Origin of the sequence: Peribacillus sp. YIM B13482 (assembly GCF_042787975.1) — a bacterium.
In the GTDB taxonomy this organism is placed as follows: domain Bacteria; phylum Bacillota; class Bacilli; order Bacillales; family DSM-1321; genus Peribacillus; species Peribacillus simplex_A.
Window position 1 is genome coordinate 129,949 of the sequence record NZ_JBHZPF010000003.1, and the last position, 18,322, is coordinate 148,270.

An 18,322-nucleotide genomic window follows, 5' to 3' on the forward strand; every position below is an offset into this window, starting at 1 on the left:
GGAAATGGGCATCCCATTTCTTTTTTTTTTGTCTTTTTCTTAAACTAACGGCTATGATGGGCTATCGATTTTAAATGGGGTCCAAACTTTCATCTAAAAGAAACATTTTTTTGTATGGAAAAATAAGCTATGTTACACTCATTATGGAAACCAGACCATTTAACAGTCTCATTATTAGTGTATTGATAAAAGAAAAGCTCTTAATCGCGAAAAACCTTTTGTTTTTGCCTCTCTATATGTAATAATTGTATGATTGTGTATGTATAGACAATAACAAACGAATGATTATACTATGGGGTGAAGATAGATGGAACGATTACAAAAGGTGATAGCACATGCTGGACTGGCTTCCCGCCGTAAAGCAGAAGAGTTGATTTTAGAAGGCAAGGTAAAAGTGAACGGCAAAGTAGTGAAGGAATTAGGCGTGAAGGTGGGTCCTAATGATAAGGTTCAGGTTAATGAAGTCCCGCTTGAAAAAGAAGCTCCTGTTTATTTCCTATTCTATAAACCGCGCGGCGTCATTTCGGCAGTTTCGGATGATAAGAATAGAAAAGTCGTAACGGACTATTTCCCTTACATCAATGAGCGGATTTATCCAGTTGGCCGCTTGGATTACGATACTTCAGGTTTGTTGATTTTAACCAATGACGGAGAATTTGCAAACACGTTAATGCATCCGAAGCATGAAGTGGATAAAGTGTATGTTGCAAAAGTAAAAGGGATGCCTTTGCGTGAAAGCTTGAAAAAGTTGGATAAAGGTATCAAATTGGAGGATGGGAAGACTGCTCCAGCCAAGACTAGGGTATTGTCTACCGACAAAAAAAAGGAAACGGCCATTGTTGAAATCACAATACATGAAGGCAGGAACAGGCAAGTCCGCAGGATGTTTGAAGCAATCGGCCATCCCGTCATAAAATTGAAGAGGGAACAATATGGTTTCTTGACTTTGGACGGTTTAACAGCAGGAGATTCCAGGGAGCTGACTCCACATGAAGTTAAATTAATGAGGACTTTAGCATCGACCGAACCTAAACAGCGGAGAATGTAAAAAAGAATTTTTCCTTTATTAATAGGTTGAAACCACTACCCCATTCTTCCTCTGGAAGAATGGGTGGTGGAAAACAACCTGTAAATACCTTTTCTTTCATGAATCGGGAATGAATGTCACAAAACCTTCAGAAATGTAAATAAAATGGGCATGGTGTTGAATGGTATAATGGTATGGTTAAATTTAGTGTGGCATTAGGAGGATCTCTATGGATAAGAAGAAGCGACGCCTAATAAGCAGGACCATCATTCTTCTGCTTTTAGGTGCAGCTTTAGTGTTTGCCCTTTATACGAACTTCACTAAAGATAAGAATGAAAGTCTGAGAAAAGGATCAGATGCACCCAATTTCGTTTTGACTGATATGGAAGGCAAAGAGCATAAACTTTCTGAATACAAAGGAAAAGGCGTCTTCCTGAACTTTTGGGGTACATATTGTAAGCCGTGTGAATATGAAATGCCTTATATGGAAAATCAATATAAAAACTTTAAGGACCAGGGCGTTGAGATATTAGCGGTCAATGTCGGGGAATCTGACTATGCTGTCAATAATTTTATTACAAAGCATAATCTTACCTTTCCAGTCATGATCGATAAAGGCAGGGAAGTGGAAAATGCCTATCGCGTGGATATTTTGCCAGTCACCTTTTTGGTCGATAAAGAGGGGAAAGTGGTAGATATCATCACCGGAGCTTTGACAGAAGAGAGCATCCAAAAGCATATGGAGAGAATTAAACCATAATATTGGGGAGTTTTTGACATGAAAGAAGTAAAATGCGATTGCGGTCATGTAAATCCGTTTGGCACAAAGATTTGTGGGAAATGCGGGATGGTCCTTGGTAACGAAAAAGAAAACAAGCTTATTGATATGCGATATGAAGGAACTGCCAGGCGTTCACAAACATATAAAAAAACGATCATCGATAAAATATGGAACTTCTTTTCTTCCGTTAAAGTAGGGGTGACGCTCATTGTCATTGCCTTGGTCGCTTCAGCTATCGGGACGATCTTACCCCAGGAAATGTATATACCTTCAACCGCGACGCCTGCAGAACATTATGAACTGGAATACGGCTGGTTCGGGAAGGTGTATTATGAACTCGGGTTCCATAATTTATATAGTTCATGGTGGTATTTGATTATCATAGGCATGCTGGGCACATCACTCCTGATTGCCAGTATCGATCGTTTTTTTCCATTATATCGATCATTAAAAAAACAAGGGGTCACACGTCATGACGGTTTCATGAAGCGTCAGAGGCTTTATGGAGTGACAAAGCTTGAAGACCAAGATATAAACCTTGAAGAAGTAAAGAATAGATTAAAAAGGCAGCGTTATCATATTCGCGAGGAAAACGGTCATATACTTGCCGAAAAGGGGCGTTTTTCACGTTGGGGACCCTATGTAAATCATATTGGACTTATCATTTTCTTAATTGGAGCATTATTGCGTTCTGTCCCCGGGATGTATATCGACAAAGTACTTTGGCTACGGGAAGGTGAGAGAAAAGAAATCCCGGGTACAAATGGTGAATACTATCTTCAGAATAATGAATTCACCTTAGAGGTGTATGACAAAGGAAATGAAGAAGATGAACAATACAGTGCTGCAATAGATAAAACCGGTACGATAGCCAAAACCTATCAATCTGATGTTACGCTCTATGAGCGCAAGGGAGAATCAATACCAGGGGAAAAGGTGGATCTTGATAAGGTAAAAGATTATAAAATCAAAGTCAATGAACCTCTGAAATATGATCATTATGCCCTTTACCAAGTAGATTATAAGCTTGATGAGCTCAGTACGATGGCTTTTAATTTAATAAATAAAAAAACCGAGGAGAAATATGGCAGCTTAAAGGTTGATTTGAATAATCCTCAAAAGAAATACGAGTTGAAGGAAGGATATTCTGTTGATTTGATCAGTTACTTCCCTGATTTCGAATTCGATGAAAAAGGTGTACCTAGAACGATATCGAAGATTCCGAATAATCCAGCATTTATCTTTAAAATGCATACTCCGGATAAGCCAGAGGGTGAAGTCAGTTTCGTTGCGATTAAAGAGACTGTGGAGCCTTTAGGGGAAAACACTTATAAAATGGCTTTTAATGGTGTGGAAACCCAAGATGTCACGGCTTTGACCGTAAGGAAGGATTTAACGCTTTGGATCCTATTCACAGGTGGAATCATTTTCATGATAGGCGTTGTCCAAGGCTCTTATTGGAATCACCGGCGTATATGGATCAAGAGGAAGGATGATGAAATATTAATGGCCGGCCATACAAACAAAAACTGGCACGGTATTAAAAGAGATATAGAACAAGCGATAGAATCAACATCTCTTTGCGAACCAACGGATCAACTTGAGGAGGAGAAATCTTCTACTAAGGGGGAAGTTTTAAATGGCTGAATTAAGCAGTAACTTTTTATATGCAGCTTTCTTATTATATCTGCTCGCTACCTTTTTATTCGGGGGATCGATAAAGGATAAAAGTGGAGCGGAGGAAAAGAAACAAAATAAATGGGCTAAACTGGGCATTTTCATTACCATTCTCGGTTTCACTGCGCAAATTGGGTATTTCATCACTAGATGGATCGCTGCCGGCCATGCCCCGGTAAGTAACCTGTTTGAATTTACGACCTTTTTCGGAATGATGCTGGTCGGTGCTTTCATATTAATTTATTTCCTTTATAAAACACCCGCCCTTGGGTTATTCGCTTTACCGATTGCGTTATTGATAATCGCATATGCAAGTATGTTCCCTACAGAAATTTCGCCACTCATTCCTGCATTGCAGAGCGATTGGCTCCATATCCATGTAACGACTGCAGCGGCAGGACAGTCGATCCTAGCCATAAGTTTCGTTGCAGCCATCATTTACTTAGTCAAATTCGTCGATCAGGCAAAATCAAGCAAAAGAACGTTCTGGCTTGAAGTCATCATGTTCACATTAGTCAGCACTATCGGTTTTGTCATCATCACTTCTACTTTTGCGGCCATGGATTATAAGGCGAATTTTGATTGGGTCGATAAACATGGTGCTGAGGTTAAACAGGAATTCAATCTCCCGGCGTTAGTGGGTCCAAATGAAGGGAAACTAACCGAGGCGGATCGGTTTGAACCACTGGTCAACATGCCTCCATTGATCAATGCTAAGAAACTGAATACAGTCATTTGGTCAATCGGTATGGGGCTCGTCCTCTATGGCCTAATAAGGCTGATTGCTCGCAAAAGAGTGGCGGCATTGATTAAACCGATCGTTAAAAACGTGAATTTGAATTTATTGGACGAGATTAGTTATCGTTCGGTCCTTATCGGCTTTCCGGTCTTTACACTCGGTGCCCTCATTTTTGCAATGATCTGGGCTCAAGTGGCCTGGACACGATTCTGGGGCTGGGATCCGAAAGAAGTATGGGCACTGGTTACCTGGTTGTTTTATGCGGCTTTCTTGCATCTGCGCATGTCAAAGGGGTGGCAAGGGGAAAAATCAGCTTGGCTTGCCGTCATCGGTTTTGCCATAATGATATTTAACTTGATATTCGTTAATCTTGTAATTGCTGGTTTGCATTCATATGCTTGAATCTGTATTGTAATAATTAGATGAAGGGGGTCTTTTGATAGAAACGTCGAGGAGTTGGCTAATCGATTTTTCTGGAGAATGATCCCTTTTTACGTGCCTCTCACTTTAAAAGGATATTTCGGTGAAATGGCCATCATGAATTCTATGTGAGCGGTTGAAGTCTTTTTTTGTGACAAAATGGTGAAAAAGTCCAAAGAATCTATACGAAATGGTATCTTATCGTACTTTGAAAGGAAAAAGTATTAGTCATTGAAGTTTTCATTTTGTAGAATATATGATAGGAGGCTGATTACATAATGTATAATGCTATTAAAATTCTCGTGGTGGATGATGAAGAAAGAATCCGCCGGCTGTTAAAGATGTATTTGGAAAGAGAAGAATACATAATCGATGAAGCTGAAAATGGAGATATGGCTTTATCAAAAGCCCTTGATAATGATTATGATTTAATTTTATTGGATATTATGATGCCTGGTAAAGATGGAATCGAAGTTTGCCGTGAATTAAGGGAGAAGAAAACGACACCTATTATCATGCTGACTGCTAAAGGGGAAGAAGTGAACCGCGTTCAAGGGTTCGAAGTGGGTACCGATGATTATATCGTAAAGCCGTTCAGTCCTCGTGAAGTCGTGTTAAGGGTAAAAGCTTTATTACGTCGCTCTTCAAGCACGAGTTACATGCAGACGGAAACAACGGCAAAAGATGTGATCGTCTTCTCACATCTAACGATCGATAATGATGCCCACCGTGTACTTGCTGATAGCAAAGAGGTTTCTTTAACACCAAAAGAATATGAATTATTATATTTCTTAGCGAAATCCCCCGATAAAGTTTTCGATAGAGAGCAATTGTTAAAAGAAGTGTGGCACTATGAATTCTTTGGAGACCTTCGAACTGTAGACACGCATGTTAAACGCTTACGTGAAAAATTAAACCGCATATCCGAAAACGCAGCCAAGATGATTGTCACTGTTTGGGGTGTAGGTTACAAGTTCGAAGTCATTAATGACTGATGCTATGGGGCAGTGTTGTTGGGAAGCTATGGGCAACGATCCTATTGCTCGTGTCGTTTGTATTAATCGTTTTAACCGTTCTGCTGGTCGAATTCTTTCAGAACTTCCAAATTGAAAATATTGAAAATAATTTAACCAAAACGGCTGAACAAATCATTAAGGTAACCAATGACCATCAAGGATCTAACAATGAGGTTTTACAAATAGCTTCGGAATTAATAGGCAACGAAACGAAAATGATCATTCTTAACGATGAAAAAATGGTATTCTCATCCATCGGAGGAGAAAAGGAGTTTGAAATCACGGCGGAATTCATTAAGAATGATCCCGAATTGCTCAAGGTTTTTACGGATAGAAAGACAGTCAAAAAGGAAATCGCGTTATCCGATGATGCGGGTAAAGAGGAATTATCCGCAATTGTTGTAGGGATTCCACTTGAATTGAATGGGGAACAGGATGAAGTTTTCTTATTTCAATCGTTGGAATCCATGGAAGAAACCACAAAGTCCACTACACAGTTCATTTTATTGGCAGCGGGCATCGCCATCATATTGACAACGATTTTTGCTTTCTTTTTATCTACAAGAATCAATGCCCCATTGGTGAAGATGAGGGAAGCCGCGCTAGCGATTGCCCGGGGAAAATTTGATACAAAGGTTCCTATCTTGACTCAAGATGAGATTGGTGAGTTGGCCATAGCGTTTAATCAGATGAGAAAGCAACTGAAATTCAATATGAATGCACTTAGTCAGGAAAAAGAACATCTCTCAAGCATTCTTAGCAGTATGGCTGATGGGGTCATTACCTTCAATAAAGATGGCACAATCCTTGAAACGAATCCGCCAGCGGAAAGGTTTCTGCAATCCTGGTACTTTGAGAAAGGCTATAACCGGGAGGATAACGTGAATGTCCCCTTGGTTTTGATGAATCTTTTTGATGAATCAGAGTCCTTCGATAAGGAGCGAGTCGGTGAAATTACCTTGCAAGGCCGTGATTGGGGTTTGATTGTCAGCCCGCTATATACAAATGCCGACAATATCCGGGGAGCGGTGGCCATCATACGGGATATGAGTGATGAAAGACGTATGGACAAACTTAGGACGGATTTCATAGCGAATGTCTCCCATGAGTTAAGAACGCCAATTTCTATGTTGCAAGGATATATTGAAGCGATCGTAGATGACATTGCGAGCAGTGAAGAGGAAAAGGTGGAAATGGCCCGAATCATCTATGATGAATCTTTGAGAATGGGACGTTTAGTCAATGACCTGCTTGATCTGGCTAAATTGGAATCGGGAAAAATGAACCTTAGCTTTGAATGTGTGCCTATATCTCCTTATTTAAAGCGGATAACAAGTAAGTTTTCCGGACTTGCCAAAGAAAAGGGGATCACAATATCAGCCAGTCTTCAAGACAATGAAATCGAATGGCAATTTGACCCTGACCGGATTGAACAGGTTTTGACTAATTTAATTGATAATGCGATTCGTCATACTCCTTCAGGCGGTAACATTGATGTCATCCAGAGGACTAGTGATCGAAGGGGTCTGATCATTGATGTGAGGGACTCTGGATCAGGTATTCCCGAAGAGGATTTACCTTTTGTATTCGAGAGGTTTTATAAAGCGGATAAAGCAAGGACCCGCGGCAGATCAGGTACCGGATTGGGTTTGGCAATCGTAAAAAATATAATCAATGCCCATGACGGCTACATTTCGGTAAACAGTTTACCTAATAAAGGGACAACGTTCAGTTTTATCCTGCCTCGAATTATGGAAAATGCTGAATGAATGACGGGTAGCTTGCCAAAAAATCTTGTTTCATACAAAACTGTGAAGACAAAGGCAATTGGATTCATTTCCAACTTGTCTTTGTTTTTTTTTAGGAGAAAGATGAGAAGCCTCGGATATGTGGCAATTTACGGAATTTTATAATAAGATTAAAGCCGAGGTATGTAACTTTTATTTAGGAATGACGACTATATTTATGAACGGATGTGGGGAAATGAAGGATTCCGTTTTCCACGATCTTTATGAAAAATATCATCAGGAAATTTATCAATTCATTTATTATATGACTAAAAATCGTGAAACGGCTGAGGACCTTGTTCAGGAGGTCTATATCCGGGTATTGAAGGCCTATGAACGCTTCGAAGGAAAAAGCAGTGAAAAAACGTGGATTTATTCGATTGCAAGAAATGTGACAATTGATTTTTTTCGGAAACAAAAAGGGTGGAAAGACAAAATCTTCCCTAACTTTGATTGGGATAGGCAATTGATTAAAGATTCACAGCCCATTCCGGAAGAAGTGGCTATCATGAACGATGATATCCAAGATATTTATCAATGCTTAAACCGGTGTACCACGAATCAAAGGTCCGTCATCATTTTACGATATATTCAGAGCATGTCCATTACGGAAACTGCTGAAGTATTAAATTGGAGTGAAAGTAAGGTGAAAACGACCCAGCACCGTGCTTTAAAGGCAATCAAAAAATTGATGGAAGATTCATCAGGGAAGGAGGGCCACCGCATTGAGAAAATCCCGTTGGAAAGAAAGCGAAATTGAAGACATGCTGCGCGAACTTCCAAAATTAAAAGATGACCGAACAAAGGCAGAGGTGTTTGCGGGAATACATGATAAAAAGAGAAAGAAACACTGGATGCCTCTAATTGCGGGTGTTACCTCCTTATTCTTATTGGTTGCTTTTGCGTCATCATTAATTAATGGGAAAAAAGGAACTACAAGTCAAGAGGAGACCGGCAGTAATGGGAAATTTTCCATTTCTGAAAATAAGGAAATGACAGAACATGAACGGCAGGGTATCAAAGAAGATACATCAGAAGATAAACAGGATAATCAAGAGTTTTTGGGTAAGCGAGTGGAAATTGAATCTAACGACGGGGTTTCAGAAATAGAACCATTAAAAGGTGAAAAGGAAAAAACTTTTGTACATGCGATTTATCAAGACGACCTGAAAAATGCTTCGTTCATTACCATGGGTATACCGGATGATCAAATGAATTTCATCGTTCCCATCTCAATAAAACTCAAACATAATGACGAATCGAATACACTGAATCGGTTAGTTAACCAAATGTCCGATATCGATGAAGAGCAATATGGGCTATTTGACTACTTTCCGCTTGATATAAAGATTAGCCAAGGAAAAGATATGACCACTGCTCATATTGACTTTCGAAAAAACAGCCGGCTATTGGATGATGATACACTTTTTCTCCACTCGATGGAAGAAACGCTTTCCTATAATAATATAGAGAAGATGACTTTTTCTACAGGTGGTAAGCAAGGTGCAATGTTTGCACATGCAGGATTTTTAAAGGAGGCGGATATTCCTCATCAAAAAAAACGCACATACCTTCTTTACCAAAGAGATGAATCCTCTCCAAGGTTTCTTGTTCCAAGCAATCTGGATTATCAGGACTTCGAAGAGGCGCTTCAAGCTGGAAAAGGGAAGCCGGACATTGAGGGAATATCACCTGCAATCCCGGATGACCTGAATTGGGAAAGTATACGTTCAAAAGGAGATCTTGTGATCATTAATCTATCAGATCAAGCTGCTATTGAAAATAGCAAGGAATCCCTTCAAGCTTTAGAAGCCATTCTCTTCATTGCTAAGGATTTTGGTTTTGAAAAAGTGAAATTTGAAAATGCTCCTATTGAAGAGGTAGGCCAGCTGAATTTAACTGAAGACATAGTGGTGCCCAAAGCACCGAACCAAGTCAATTGATGCAGGGAGTTAGGCTAAATGATGGGGAGAAGTACATGTAATGGTGCTGAAAAGAACGTACATAATAAACACCCTAAAAGAAAAGTGCCCGCGCATGAAGGCACTTTTTTTCTTCTTATAATGAAATACGGGCCATGAACGTAATATCATCTATTTCCATTAAAAATTGTTTCATGTTGTCTTCTAAGGGTTCATCAAAGCTCAGAACCATGATGGCTTCCCCGCCAGCTTTTTTACGACCTACCTGCATTGTGGCGATATTCACTCCGTGGTCACCAAGGATCTTACCTACGTTACCAATAACACCAGGTTTATCGGTATGCTGGATATAAAGTAAATTCGATTCCGGATGAAAGTCGATTTTGAAATCATTCAAACTAACAATTCGAGAACCGTAATTTTCGATATAAGTTCCACTGATTGTTAATTCACGGTTGTCACCTTTTACTTTAAGGCTGATCAAGTTAGAGTACCCTAAAGAGTCCGTAGAGATTTTTTCACCAACTGTGATGCCACGCTCTTTTGCGATCAGCAGGGCATTCACTTCATTGACGGCTGCATCAACTCTTGATTTGAAGAAACCTGAGATCAGACTTTTTGTCAGAATCGCTGTATCGAAGTCCAATGATTCTCCAGCATACGTAACGGAGATTTCCTGAATTCCTTCTTTCATGCACTGAGAAGCAATGGATCCCATTTGCTGAACAAGTTGATAGAATGGTTGTACCTTTTCAAAGACTTCTTTAGAAATGGCTGGAAGGTTGATGGAACTTGAGACTGGATTTCCTTCGAAATAGGTCAATACTTCTTGGGCAACCTGTACGGCCACATTTAATTGGGCCTCTTTCGTAGATGCACCTAGATGAGGTGTAGCTATGACGCTATCCAGTTCAAGCAGTTTATGGCCAAGTGGAGGTTCTTCGACGAAAACGTCCAGTGCCGCTCCCGCAACATGTCCTTCAACTATCGCTTCATATAAGTCATCTTCATCCAGAATACCGCCACGGGCGCAGTTCAGTACATATATGCCTTTTTTACAGGTAAGCAGTTTTTCTTTATTGATCAATCCTCTGGTTTCATTCGTTAGGGGAGTATGCACAGTAATGATGTCTGCTTTAGGAAGCAATTCATCTAAGGGCAGGGATGTAACGGACATTTTCTTTGCACGATCGGCAGTAAGGAACGGATCGTAGACAATGACATCCATACCAAACACTTTAGCACGTTTGGCAATTTCCCCTCCGATACGTCCAAAGCCGACTATACCCAATGTTTTACCGCGAAGTTCCGTTCCTGTATATGAAGAACGTTTCCACTCCCCATTCTTTAATGAAGCATAAGCTTGCGGAATGTGGCGCATCATGGAAGCCATCATCGCAAATGTATGTTCTGCTGTTGAAATGGTATTTCCGTCGGGTGCATTAACCACGACAATCCCGCGTTTTGTCGCTGCGGGGATGTCTATGTTATCGACGCCGACACCAGCGCGTGCTATGATTTTCAACTGCGGCATACGGTTCATTAAATCTTCCGTTACCTTCGTTGCACTTCTTACAAGTATTGCATCAATCCGATCAAGTTCATTTGCCGCTTCCTCTACTGTCTTCTGAATAAGAAGAATATGGGATGCCTCTGATAGCGGTCCGAGTCCTTCTGGTTTGATGGCATCTGCCACTAAAATCCGATACATGCTAAACACCTTCCTAGGGGAGAGTAATTATCTTAAATTTCAGTTAATTTTACAATTGAAATGGTAATTATGTCAATTTGACTTAAATGGATGTAAGCGCTTAAAACAATAATTATCATCCTGATCGTGTGTGGAAGGCCGCCATAATAATGGCTTCCTCATCGATTGCTTAAAAAAGAAAAATTATTTACATTATTCCGAATTATCATTTTGTATATCCAATTATTGTTTTAAACCTTTTAATCTATAAATGGACATTCACCATGACGATAGATATTCATCCTAACTGTATTTAACAGAGAAAAAATACTTTTCGGACCTTCCTTATCTTCTCGAGTAGACAAGTACTATGACCTCTGCTCTTCTGACGATTCAGCTGAATACTAAAGAATCCTTTTTTCCTGTTGGATAAAAGCTCAAAACCACGCTCTGGTAAGCCCAAAGTGGATTACTGGACCAAAGATAAAGTAAGTAAATCTTAGCGGATTTGAGTACCGTAACAAGCTGATCTTCATATTGGCTTCGAATGCGGCAAGGTGAACTCATGGCATTGCGTAAGAGAAATGTAAGATCTTTGGTCCCACTAATCAATTGGCGGCCAGACAGGAAGTATAGCGATTTATAATGCGGATCAACAGGATAAACAGAAAAAACTTCTGGAGCGATTAAAACGCGTTGTCAGCCGTTTGCCTAAGAGAAAAGGCCTCTGATCAAAGAAAGATACATGCAGGAGGAATCGGAAAATTTGACTGATTGCAACGTGTATTGTTTTAAATTCCAATTACCTATTGCTGAAAAAACATACACTAAAATCCGTTGGATAAATTATCCTTAAATTAAAACCAAAGGTTAAAGGCGGAAATTTATTTCTTGCTTTTTTAAATTTGCATGATAAAATCAAATAAATTAAGTGGTGGAGAAACGGTAGGTTTTTGGTAGGAAACTTGGTTGGAAAAGCGGGTTTTCAAAGGGGATTAGTGGAAACACATTAAATCGCCTATACGAATAAACTGCTGATACAAAGCTACTTAACGCACCTTTCGGAAACGAAAGGAAACTAAAAAATTTATAGGTCTATCTTCGGGGCGGGGTGCAATTCCCCACCGGCGGTGATGAAGGAAGTTCTCCTTCTAAGCCCGCGAGCCTTACGGGGCAGGATTTGGTGTGATTCCAAAGCCGACAGTATAGTCTGGATGGGAGAAGATGGAGGTTCCTGAGTGCGTTTCAACAGTCATTTGCTGATACGTTTGTTTGATGTAACCTTTAATTTATCCCTTTAATTCTATTGGAATTAAAGGTTTTTTTATTGAGCATCGACATCATTAAGGAACACTAACCTCTTTTCAGGTAGATCGGAAAAGAAGGAGAGAGAACTATGAAAAAGAATAAAGTGAAAAAAACGGTCACGCTGGCAATGATGGGAAGCATTTCTTATTTATTGATGCTTTTGAATTTTCCGTTTCCAGGATTTCCACCTTTTCTGAATGTTGATTTTAGCGACATACCAGCATTGATGGCGGCATTGATTTTTGGTCCTATGGCAGGAATTCTAGTTGAATTCCTTAAAAACCTATTGGATTTAGTCATGACAGGGACCTTGACAGCTGTACCTGTGGGGCATATTGCTAACTTTATAGCCGGAATACTGTTTGTCTTGCCAACTTATTATGTATTTCAGAAAATCAATTCAAAAAAAGGGATGACGTTCGCTTTACTTGCGGGAACAGTTTCCATGGCAGTATTTATGAGTGTTTTAAACTATTATGTCTTTTTACCGGCTTATACCTTCTTTATGGGATGGGATGCAATGTCGGCACCCGAATCAAGAAAGTTAATCACGACGGCAATCTTGCCTTTCAATGTAATTAAAGGCGTGCTTATAACATCTGTATTCATGTTGTTGTTCATTAAATTACAGGCATGGATCAATAAGCAAACATTATATAAAAATGCTTAATGGCATTTACGATAGAAACATAAAAACAACCGATATCCAAATTCGGTTGTTTTTTATGTCCGTTTAATTTGGCAGGGGAAGATGCAATGAAATTGTCCAAAAAAAAAGCCATTCCCGATTGAAAATGGCTTGTACCTTTATTCGAATTTTAGTGCATCCCCGTCAAATGCCTCATCAGCAACTTTAATAGAATCCGTTGGACATCCTTCAAATGCATCCATCATGTCATCTATAAGTACATCTGGAATTTCAACGATTCCCTCGTTATCGTCAAGGGTAACAAATGCAATCCCTTCGTCATCATAATCATATATATCTGGTGCTGCTGCTCCGCAAGCGCCACAAGCGATGCATGTTTCTTTATCCACAATAGTAAATTTAGCCATGAATATAACCCCTCCTAAGTTGATAGACAACTGATAATCTTTTTATTTCAGATTATTATCTCTTTCTTATTGTAAGACCGAATGCCAAACTTTTCAATAGAAATTGTATTGATAATAACTATCATGTAGCAGGATGTCAACGAAAATCATCGAAATAATTAACATGGCCCTTTCCATGATTCGTCATTTAGTCACATAATTTTCCTTGTATTCATCAATAATAACGGCGGTTTTTGCAGTTTTTTGTTACAATAGGTTTATTGGATAAATGAAACAAGGATGTGAGTCCCATGAATAATTATCTACAGGCAATCATTCTATATGCGATAAAAAAATTTCAAGGTGAACGTTCCATTTATGCTATATACCATATGCTTCAGGGGAAGAAGTCGTCACAAACAATCCAGGATGCCCATTTATTCGGGTTGACGAATATATTTGGGACAATACCACGATTTACCCGTCAGCAGTTAAATCAAAACATTGAACAGTTCCTTGACCATGAATACATAAATCTAACGGATAAATCAGATGCATTTGAAATTAGTATGCAAGGTGAGGGGATGTTAGTCGATTACTTCAATAATAATCCTTTTCCGAATTTTATAAATGGTTGGAAGTATCACAATATCACCCCGGTTTTCTGGGGAAGGTTAAACTTACTCATTCAAACCATATCCCATATTGTCCACAATGAAAGACGTTTTTATCCGATACAAAGAAATCCCAAAATCCAATTTTTCGTAAAGGAATTTTTACATGCCAATCGTCAGGACCGAGAGTTGATTGCGCAACATCTATATGAAGAACTGATATCCCTTTTAGAAAGTCAAAGTGATTTGAAACGAGATGTTTTCATTATGAAATTAACTGGGACAAACAGGATTGGGCTTACGTTTGAACAGATTGCAAAAAGGAAAGATCTAGAAGAAGAGTTTATCCGCTTTACTTTCCTTGACTCGTTGCATCAAATGCTTTCTGAAATGGAAACGGGAACGGATTACCCCCTTTTGTCAACGTTGATCTATGATTGGCAAAGGGGTGAAAATCCTCATTTGACACAATCTACACAAACTACTTTACGATACATCCAAGAAGGGAAAAACCTTGGGGAAATAGCTGAGGTCCGCCGATTGAAAGTCAACACCATTGAGGATCACCTAGTCGAAATTGTCCTATCGGATAAAAGTTTTCCGATTGCCGATTATGTGTCTCTCGACGATGAGAGGGAAATTGCAGCCGCTATTAATGAACTTGGTACGAAAAAGCTTAAGGCCATCAAGCAGATGGTCGATAATAAACAGATAAGCTTTTTCCAGATCAGGCTTGTACTTGCGAAAATAGGTGATGGATGATGAATATAGAACGTGTCCTAAAAGAAAAATTTGGATTTGATGAATTTCGTCCTGGACAAAAAGAAGTGATCGAATCATTGATGTCCGGACGTCATACATTAGCGATGCTACCTACCGGATCCGGTAAATCATTGTGTTATCAGCTGCCGGCTTACCTTTTAAATAAGACTGTCCTAATTGTCTCCCCATTATTATCATTAATGCAGGATCAGGCAGATCAGCTAAAGATGAGTGGCGAAAAAAGCGTATTGACCCTCAATTCTTTTTTGACGCTAAATCAAAAAAGGAAAGCTCTCGATCGTTTACATAGGTATCGTTTTATCTTTTTATCTCCTGAAATGCTAAGTCTTGAGAGTGTACTAAAATCCTTGAAATCGATAGAAATCGGTTTGTTCGTCATAGATGAAGCACACTGTATCTCACAATGGGGTTACGATTTCCGTCCGGATTATTTGAATTTAGGAGAAGTGAGGCGTGAGTTGAACAATCCGTTGACGCTTGCCCTGACAGCAACTGCAACCACTGAAGTCCGAAGGGACATCGTAAGTAAACTCGAAATTGGTCAAGCCGAAGAAATCGTCTCATCTGTTGATCGAGAAAATATTGCAATAATTGTCGAGCGCCTGATCAGTTACGATGAAAAGCTATCCCGTGTACTGGAGCTTGTAAGGAAATTTACAGGGAGCGGTATTATTTATTTTTCATCTAAAAAGGTTGCGGAATCGGTCACTGGGTTTTTACAGGAAAACGGGATTGACAGTGTCAATTATTATCACGGTGGCATGGAACAGGAACAAAGGATGCTCATTCAGCAGCAATTCATTTCTGGTCAGTTGAAAATTATATGTGCAACAAGTGCTTTTGGCATGGGTGTAAATAAATCGGATGTCAGATACGTTATCCATTTTCATATGCCATCCACGATGGAAGCATATCTTCAGGAGATAGGCAGGGCGGGACGAGATCGGAAGCAAAGTGTCGCTGTCTTATTATATTGCGAAGGGGATGAAGGGCTTCCCTTGCATTTGATGGAACAACAGTTACCTACGGATATGCAAATCGAGGGTGTTTGTTCTTTCCTTAATGCTTCACAAAAGGGTTTGGCGAATTTCACCCTATCAGAAAAAGAACAGCTGTCTCAATCTTTTTCTTTGAATGATATCCAACTTCGTTTTTTTACCCAGCTGATTAATGGAACTAAAAATCCTTTAGACCAAATGTCAGAAATGAAAGAGTATTGCCAAAAGAGGAAATCCGGTAATCAAGAAAAGCTGCATAAATTCCTTCATTGGTTATATGCACGTGAATGTCGCCGTATAGGGATACTGCACTACTTTGAAGAAAAGCAGCGAGTAGTGAACCCCATTTGCTGTGATATCTGTGGGATGGATGCCGAAAAAATGGCTGATGTATGGCCGGAAGTTAAGGTTGATCCAGTTAATCCCTTTTCCACGTGGAAAAATGAATTGGCTTTAATCTTATTAAAGAAGGAAAATGGGAATGAAAAATAAGCAAGCTGAATTAATTAAACAACTAACAGACAAGCAGTTGCTATATAATTTGTTTCTTACACAAATTATTCTCTTAACGTTAGCCGCTTTTTTAGGTATTATTTTATTTGAGGACCGTTCTGCTTTTTTCGACTTATTTATCTTTGATGACCTGAATATTTTGCTGATTGGAATTCCCGCTGGAGTCATTGTCTTGTTATTTGACATTTTATTGATGAGAGTGACACCATCTTCCTATCAGGATGATGGTGGTATTAACGAACGCATTTTCAGTAACTTGTCATACCAGATGATTTTTGTCGTTGCTTTAGTGGTAGCTATAAGCGAAGAATTATTATTTCGTGGAGTGTTGCAAACACATTTTGGATTGCTATGGACGAGCCTGATTTTTGCAGCCGTTCATTATCGTTACCTTTTTAATTGGTTTTTATTTTTAAATGTTTTGGTTTTGAGCTTCTTTATCGGTTTTCTATTTGAAATGACTAATAATATCATCGTGACGATTACGGCCCACTTTTTGATTGACTTTATCCTTGGTGTTCTAATCAGGAGCAAAAAGCAAAGAGGGTTGAGCAAGAAAGGGGGTGACTTGAATGAGCCGAGTCCAAAAGAATGAAAAAGAAAACGACCAGGCTGGTGAACTTCGTTCGCGAATTGAACGTCAGAAGGCTAAGTCATCATTGCCCAAGCGCAGTAAAGTCCACCAGAATAAAAAGAAAAAAAGTAAAGTGAAGATTAAGTTTCCAATGATACAATTATTAGCGTTATTTTTTATTTTGCTTCCAATTGGATTTTACAGCCTTTATACATATCTTCAGCATAGACCTGTACATGATACAAAAAGTGACCAAGTCGTCATTGATGAAAACAAGGGAGACGAGGATAAAGAAACGATTCCAACTACAGCAACTGCAGCTGATTTAAAGGAAAAGAAAGAGAAAGCGTCGGCAAAGGCTGAAGCGGAGAAAGAAAAAAAAGAAAAAGAAGAAAAAGAAGAAGCTAAAGCTAAAGCAGAGGAAGAAGAAAAGCGGAAAGTCGCAAAAGAGGAGCAAGCAAAGAAAAAGGCAGAAGAAAAGGCAAAAGCGCAGCAAGTAGCAGAAGAAAAGGCAAAAGCACAGCAAGTAGCAGAAGAAAAGGCAAAAGCACAGCAAATAGCTGACGAAAAAGCAAAAGCACAGCAAATAGCTGATGAAAAAGCAAAGAGGGAAGCAGCCGAAAAGAAAGTGGCAGCCGAACGCGTTCAAGACGCGAAACCGAATAAAGATGATTACAAGGTTCTCTTACATACTGTACAAGGTGAGGAAACATTATTCCGCATTTCCATGAACTACTACAAATCACAGGAAGGCATTGCCCTTATCAGGGAGTGGAATGGGCTGAATGGCAATGAAATCTCCAAGGGTCAGGTGTTAAAAATACCGATCAAGAAATAATGATGGCACCCTGTCTTTAGAGGCAGGGTGTTTTTGTTAAATGTTTGGCTTGTTTTTAGTATATAAACTTGACAGGTACTTTATCATTTTTTCCTGGACAGCTTCATATCATGATTTGTAAGAGTAGAGGAGGAAATGCGATGGAATCGACAATCATTTTATTGGATGAAAAAACGGATCAAGCAACAAAACAAATGCTTCAGAATGTTGTGGGTCGAAAAAAAAAGTTCGAGGCTCTTAAAAAGAAGCATCTTCAAAGCTTGTGGGCAACCATGATTGTTGCTGCCCTTTTTTTTGTGTATCTTTATTTTTATATCGTTGTACCTTATTCCTATTCCTTTTTTAGTATGTTTAGTGTTTTCGTCGACCATTTTAGCCATTTCCTTTTTTTGGCGGCCGCCATTGGCCTATATGGATATATGGTATTAATTAAAAAAAAGCTTGATAAAGCAGAAAAGGAGTTTCAGCTTCTTCGCTGCGAAATTATTAATAAAAGCAAGCAGTTATGGGAAAAAGAGGAAGAATGGAAAAATCGACATAAAGTATTTGAAATGATGAAAAAAAATTATGATATTAACTTATATCATGAAAATAAATGAA

General features: G+C 39.2%; 16 protein-coding genes and 1 riboswitch. Of the genes, 14 read left to right on the forward strand and 2 right to left on the reverse strand.

What is annotated here, in order from left to right; all coding sequences use genetic code 11:
* Nucleotides 1–307: 307 nt before the first annotated feature.
* The 8 genes from rluB (at nt 308) to ACFX4L_RS03640 (ending at nt 9,390) form a co-directional block, all read left to right on the forward strand.
* On the forward strand, nt 308–1,048 hold the full coding sequence (gene rluB, locus ACFX4L_RS03605; RefSeq protein ID WP_061463918.1) for a 23S rRNA pseudouridine(2605) synthase RluB: 741 nt from the start codon (nt 308–310) through the stop codon (nt 1,046–1,048).
* A 208-nt stretch (nt 1,049–1,256) separates the two neighbouring features.
* Nucleotides 1,257–1,787 (forward strand): thiol-disulfide oxidoreductase ResA, encoded by a 531-nt coding sequence (gene resA / locus ACFX4L_RS03610; RefSeq protein WP_061463917.1) that lies wholly within the window; start codon nt 1,257–1,259, stop codon nt 1,785–1,787.
* Nucleotides 1,788–1,805: 18 nt separating this feature from the next.
* Nucleotides 1,806–3,455, forward strand: a complete 1,650-nt coding sequence (gene resB / locus ACFX4L_RS03615; RefSeq protein ID WP_377382993.1) for a cytochrome c biogenesis protein ResB — start codon at nt 1,806–1,808, stop codon at nt 3,453–3,455.
* Nucleotides 3,448–4,626, forward strand: coding sequence for a c-type cytochrome biogenesis protein CcsB (gene ccsB / locus ACFX4L_RS03620; protein ID WP_284470293.1), 1,179 nt, complete (start codon nt 3,448–3,450; stop codon nt 4,624–4,626). The genes resB and ccsB overlap by 8 nt, the downstream gene beginning before the upstream one ends.
* A 296-nt stretch (nt 4,627–4,922) precedes the next feature.
* Nucleotides 4,923–5,639 carry a response regulator gene (locus ACFX4L_RS03625; RefSeq protein WP_089361435.1) on the forward strand — a complete coding sequence of 239 codons (717 nt, stop codon included), beginning with the start codon at nt 4,923–4,925 and terminating at the stop codon, nt 5,637–5,639.
* Complete coding sequence (locus ACFX4L_RS03630; protein ID WP_377403956.1) at nt 5,636–7,429, forward strand: ATP-binding protein; 1,794 nt, start codon at nt 5,636–5,638, stop codon at nt 7,427–7,429. Before ACFX4L_RS03625 ends, ACFX4L_RS03630 begins: the two co-directional genes overlap by 4 nt.
* Before the next feature lie 196 nt (nt 7,430–7,625).
* The gene (gene sigX / locus ACFX4L_RS03635; protein ID WP_377383022.1) at nt 7,626–8,207 is read left to right on the forward strand and encodes an RNA polymerase sigma factor SigX; all 582 of its coding nucleotides are present in this window, start codon (nt 7,626–7,628) and stop codon (nt 8,205–8,207) included.
* A complete protein-coding gene (locus ACFX4L_RS03640; protein WP_377403940.1) occupies nt 8,173–9,390 on the forward strand; it encodes a hypothetical protein in 1,218 nt (405 codons plus the stop codon). Before sigX ends, ACFX4L_RS03640 begins: the two co-directional genes overlap by 35 nt.
* A 115-nt stretch (nt 9,391–9,505) precedes the next feature.
* On the opposite strand, the gene serA is transcribed toward ACFX4L_RS03640, so the two are convergent.
* Nucleotides 9,506–11,080 carry a phosphoglycerate dehydrogenase gene (serA, locus tag ACFX4L_RS03645; protein ID WP_061463911.1) on the reverse strand — a complete coding sequence of 525 codons (1,575 nt, stop codon included), beginning with the start codon at nt 11,078–11,080 and terminating at the stop codon, nt 9,506–9,508.
* Between the two features lie 1,072 nt (nt 11,081–12,152).
* A riboswitch (FMN riboswitch) is annotated at nt 12,153–12,289 on the forward strand.
* 166 nt (nt 12,290–12,455) lie between these two features.
* Here serA and ACFX4L_RS03650 point away from each other — a divergent pair.
* Nucleotides 12,456–13,037 (forward strand): ECF transporter S component, encoded by a 582-nt coding sequence (locus ACFX4L_RS03650; RefSeq protein ID WP_061463910.1) that lies wholly within the window; start codon nt 12,456–12,458, stop codon nt 13,035–13,037.
* A 137-nt stretch (nt 13,038–13,174) separates the two neighbouring features.
* Here the strand turns inward: ACFX4L_RS03650 and ACFX4L_RS03655 are convergent, their stop codons facing one another.
* Nucleotides 13,175–13,423 carry a ferredoxin gene (locus ACFX4L_RS03655; protein WP_034308087.1) on the reverse strand — a complete coding sequence of 83 codons (249 nt, stop codon included), beginning with the start codon at nt 13,421–13,423 and terminating at the stop codon, nt 13,175–13,177.
* A gap of 290 nt (nt 13,424–13,713) precedes the next feature.
* On the opposite strand from ACFX4L_RS03655, the gene ACFX4L_RS03660 reads away from it, so the two are divergent.
* From ACFX4L_RS03660 to ACFX4L_RS03680, 5 genes are all read left to right on the forward strand, one after another.
* Complete coding sequence (locus tag ACFX4L_RS03660; RefSeq protein WP_284470296.1) at nt 13,714–14,778, forward strand: YpbB family protein; 1,065 nt, start codon at nt 13,714–13,716, stop codon at nt 14,776–14,778.
* The gene (locus ACFX4L_RS03665) at nt 14,778–16,289 is read left to right on the forward strand and encodes a RecQ family ATP-dependent DNA helicase (protein ID WP_284470297.1); all 1,512 of its coding nucleotides are present in this window, start codon (nt 14,778–14,780) and stop codon (nt 16,287–16,289) included. Before ACFX4L_RS03660 ends, ACFX4L_RS03665 begins: the two co-directional genes overlap by 1 nt.
* On the forward strand, nt 16,279–16,905 hold the full coding sequence (locus ACFX4L_RS03670; RefSeq protein WP_377403943.1) for a CPBP family intramembrane glutamic endopeptidase: 627 nt from the start codon (nt 16,279–16,281) through the stop codon (nt 16,903–16,905). Before ACFX4L_RS03665 ends, ACFX4L_RS03670 begins: the two co-directional genes overlap by 11 nt.
* Nucleotides 16,883–17,722 carry a LysM peptidoglycan-binding domain-containing protein gene (locus ACFX4L_RS03675; protein ID WP_377403946.1) on the forward strand — a complete coding sequence of 280 codons (840 nt, stop codon included), beginning with the start codon at nt 16,883–16,885 and terminating at the stop codon, nt 17,720–17,722. Before ACFX4L_RS03670 ends, ACFX4L_RS03675 begins: the two co-directional genes overlap by 23 nt.
* Before the next feature lie 140 nt (nt 17,723–17,862).
* A complete protein-coding gene (locus ACFX4L_RS03680; protein ID WP_284470299.1) occupies nt 17,863–18,321 on the forward strand; it encodes a YpbF family protein in 459 nt (152 codons plus the stop codon).
* The last annotated feature ends 1 nt before the right edge of the window (nt 18,322 follow it).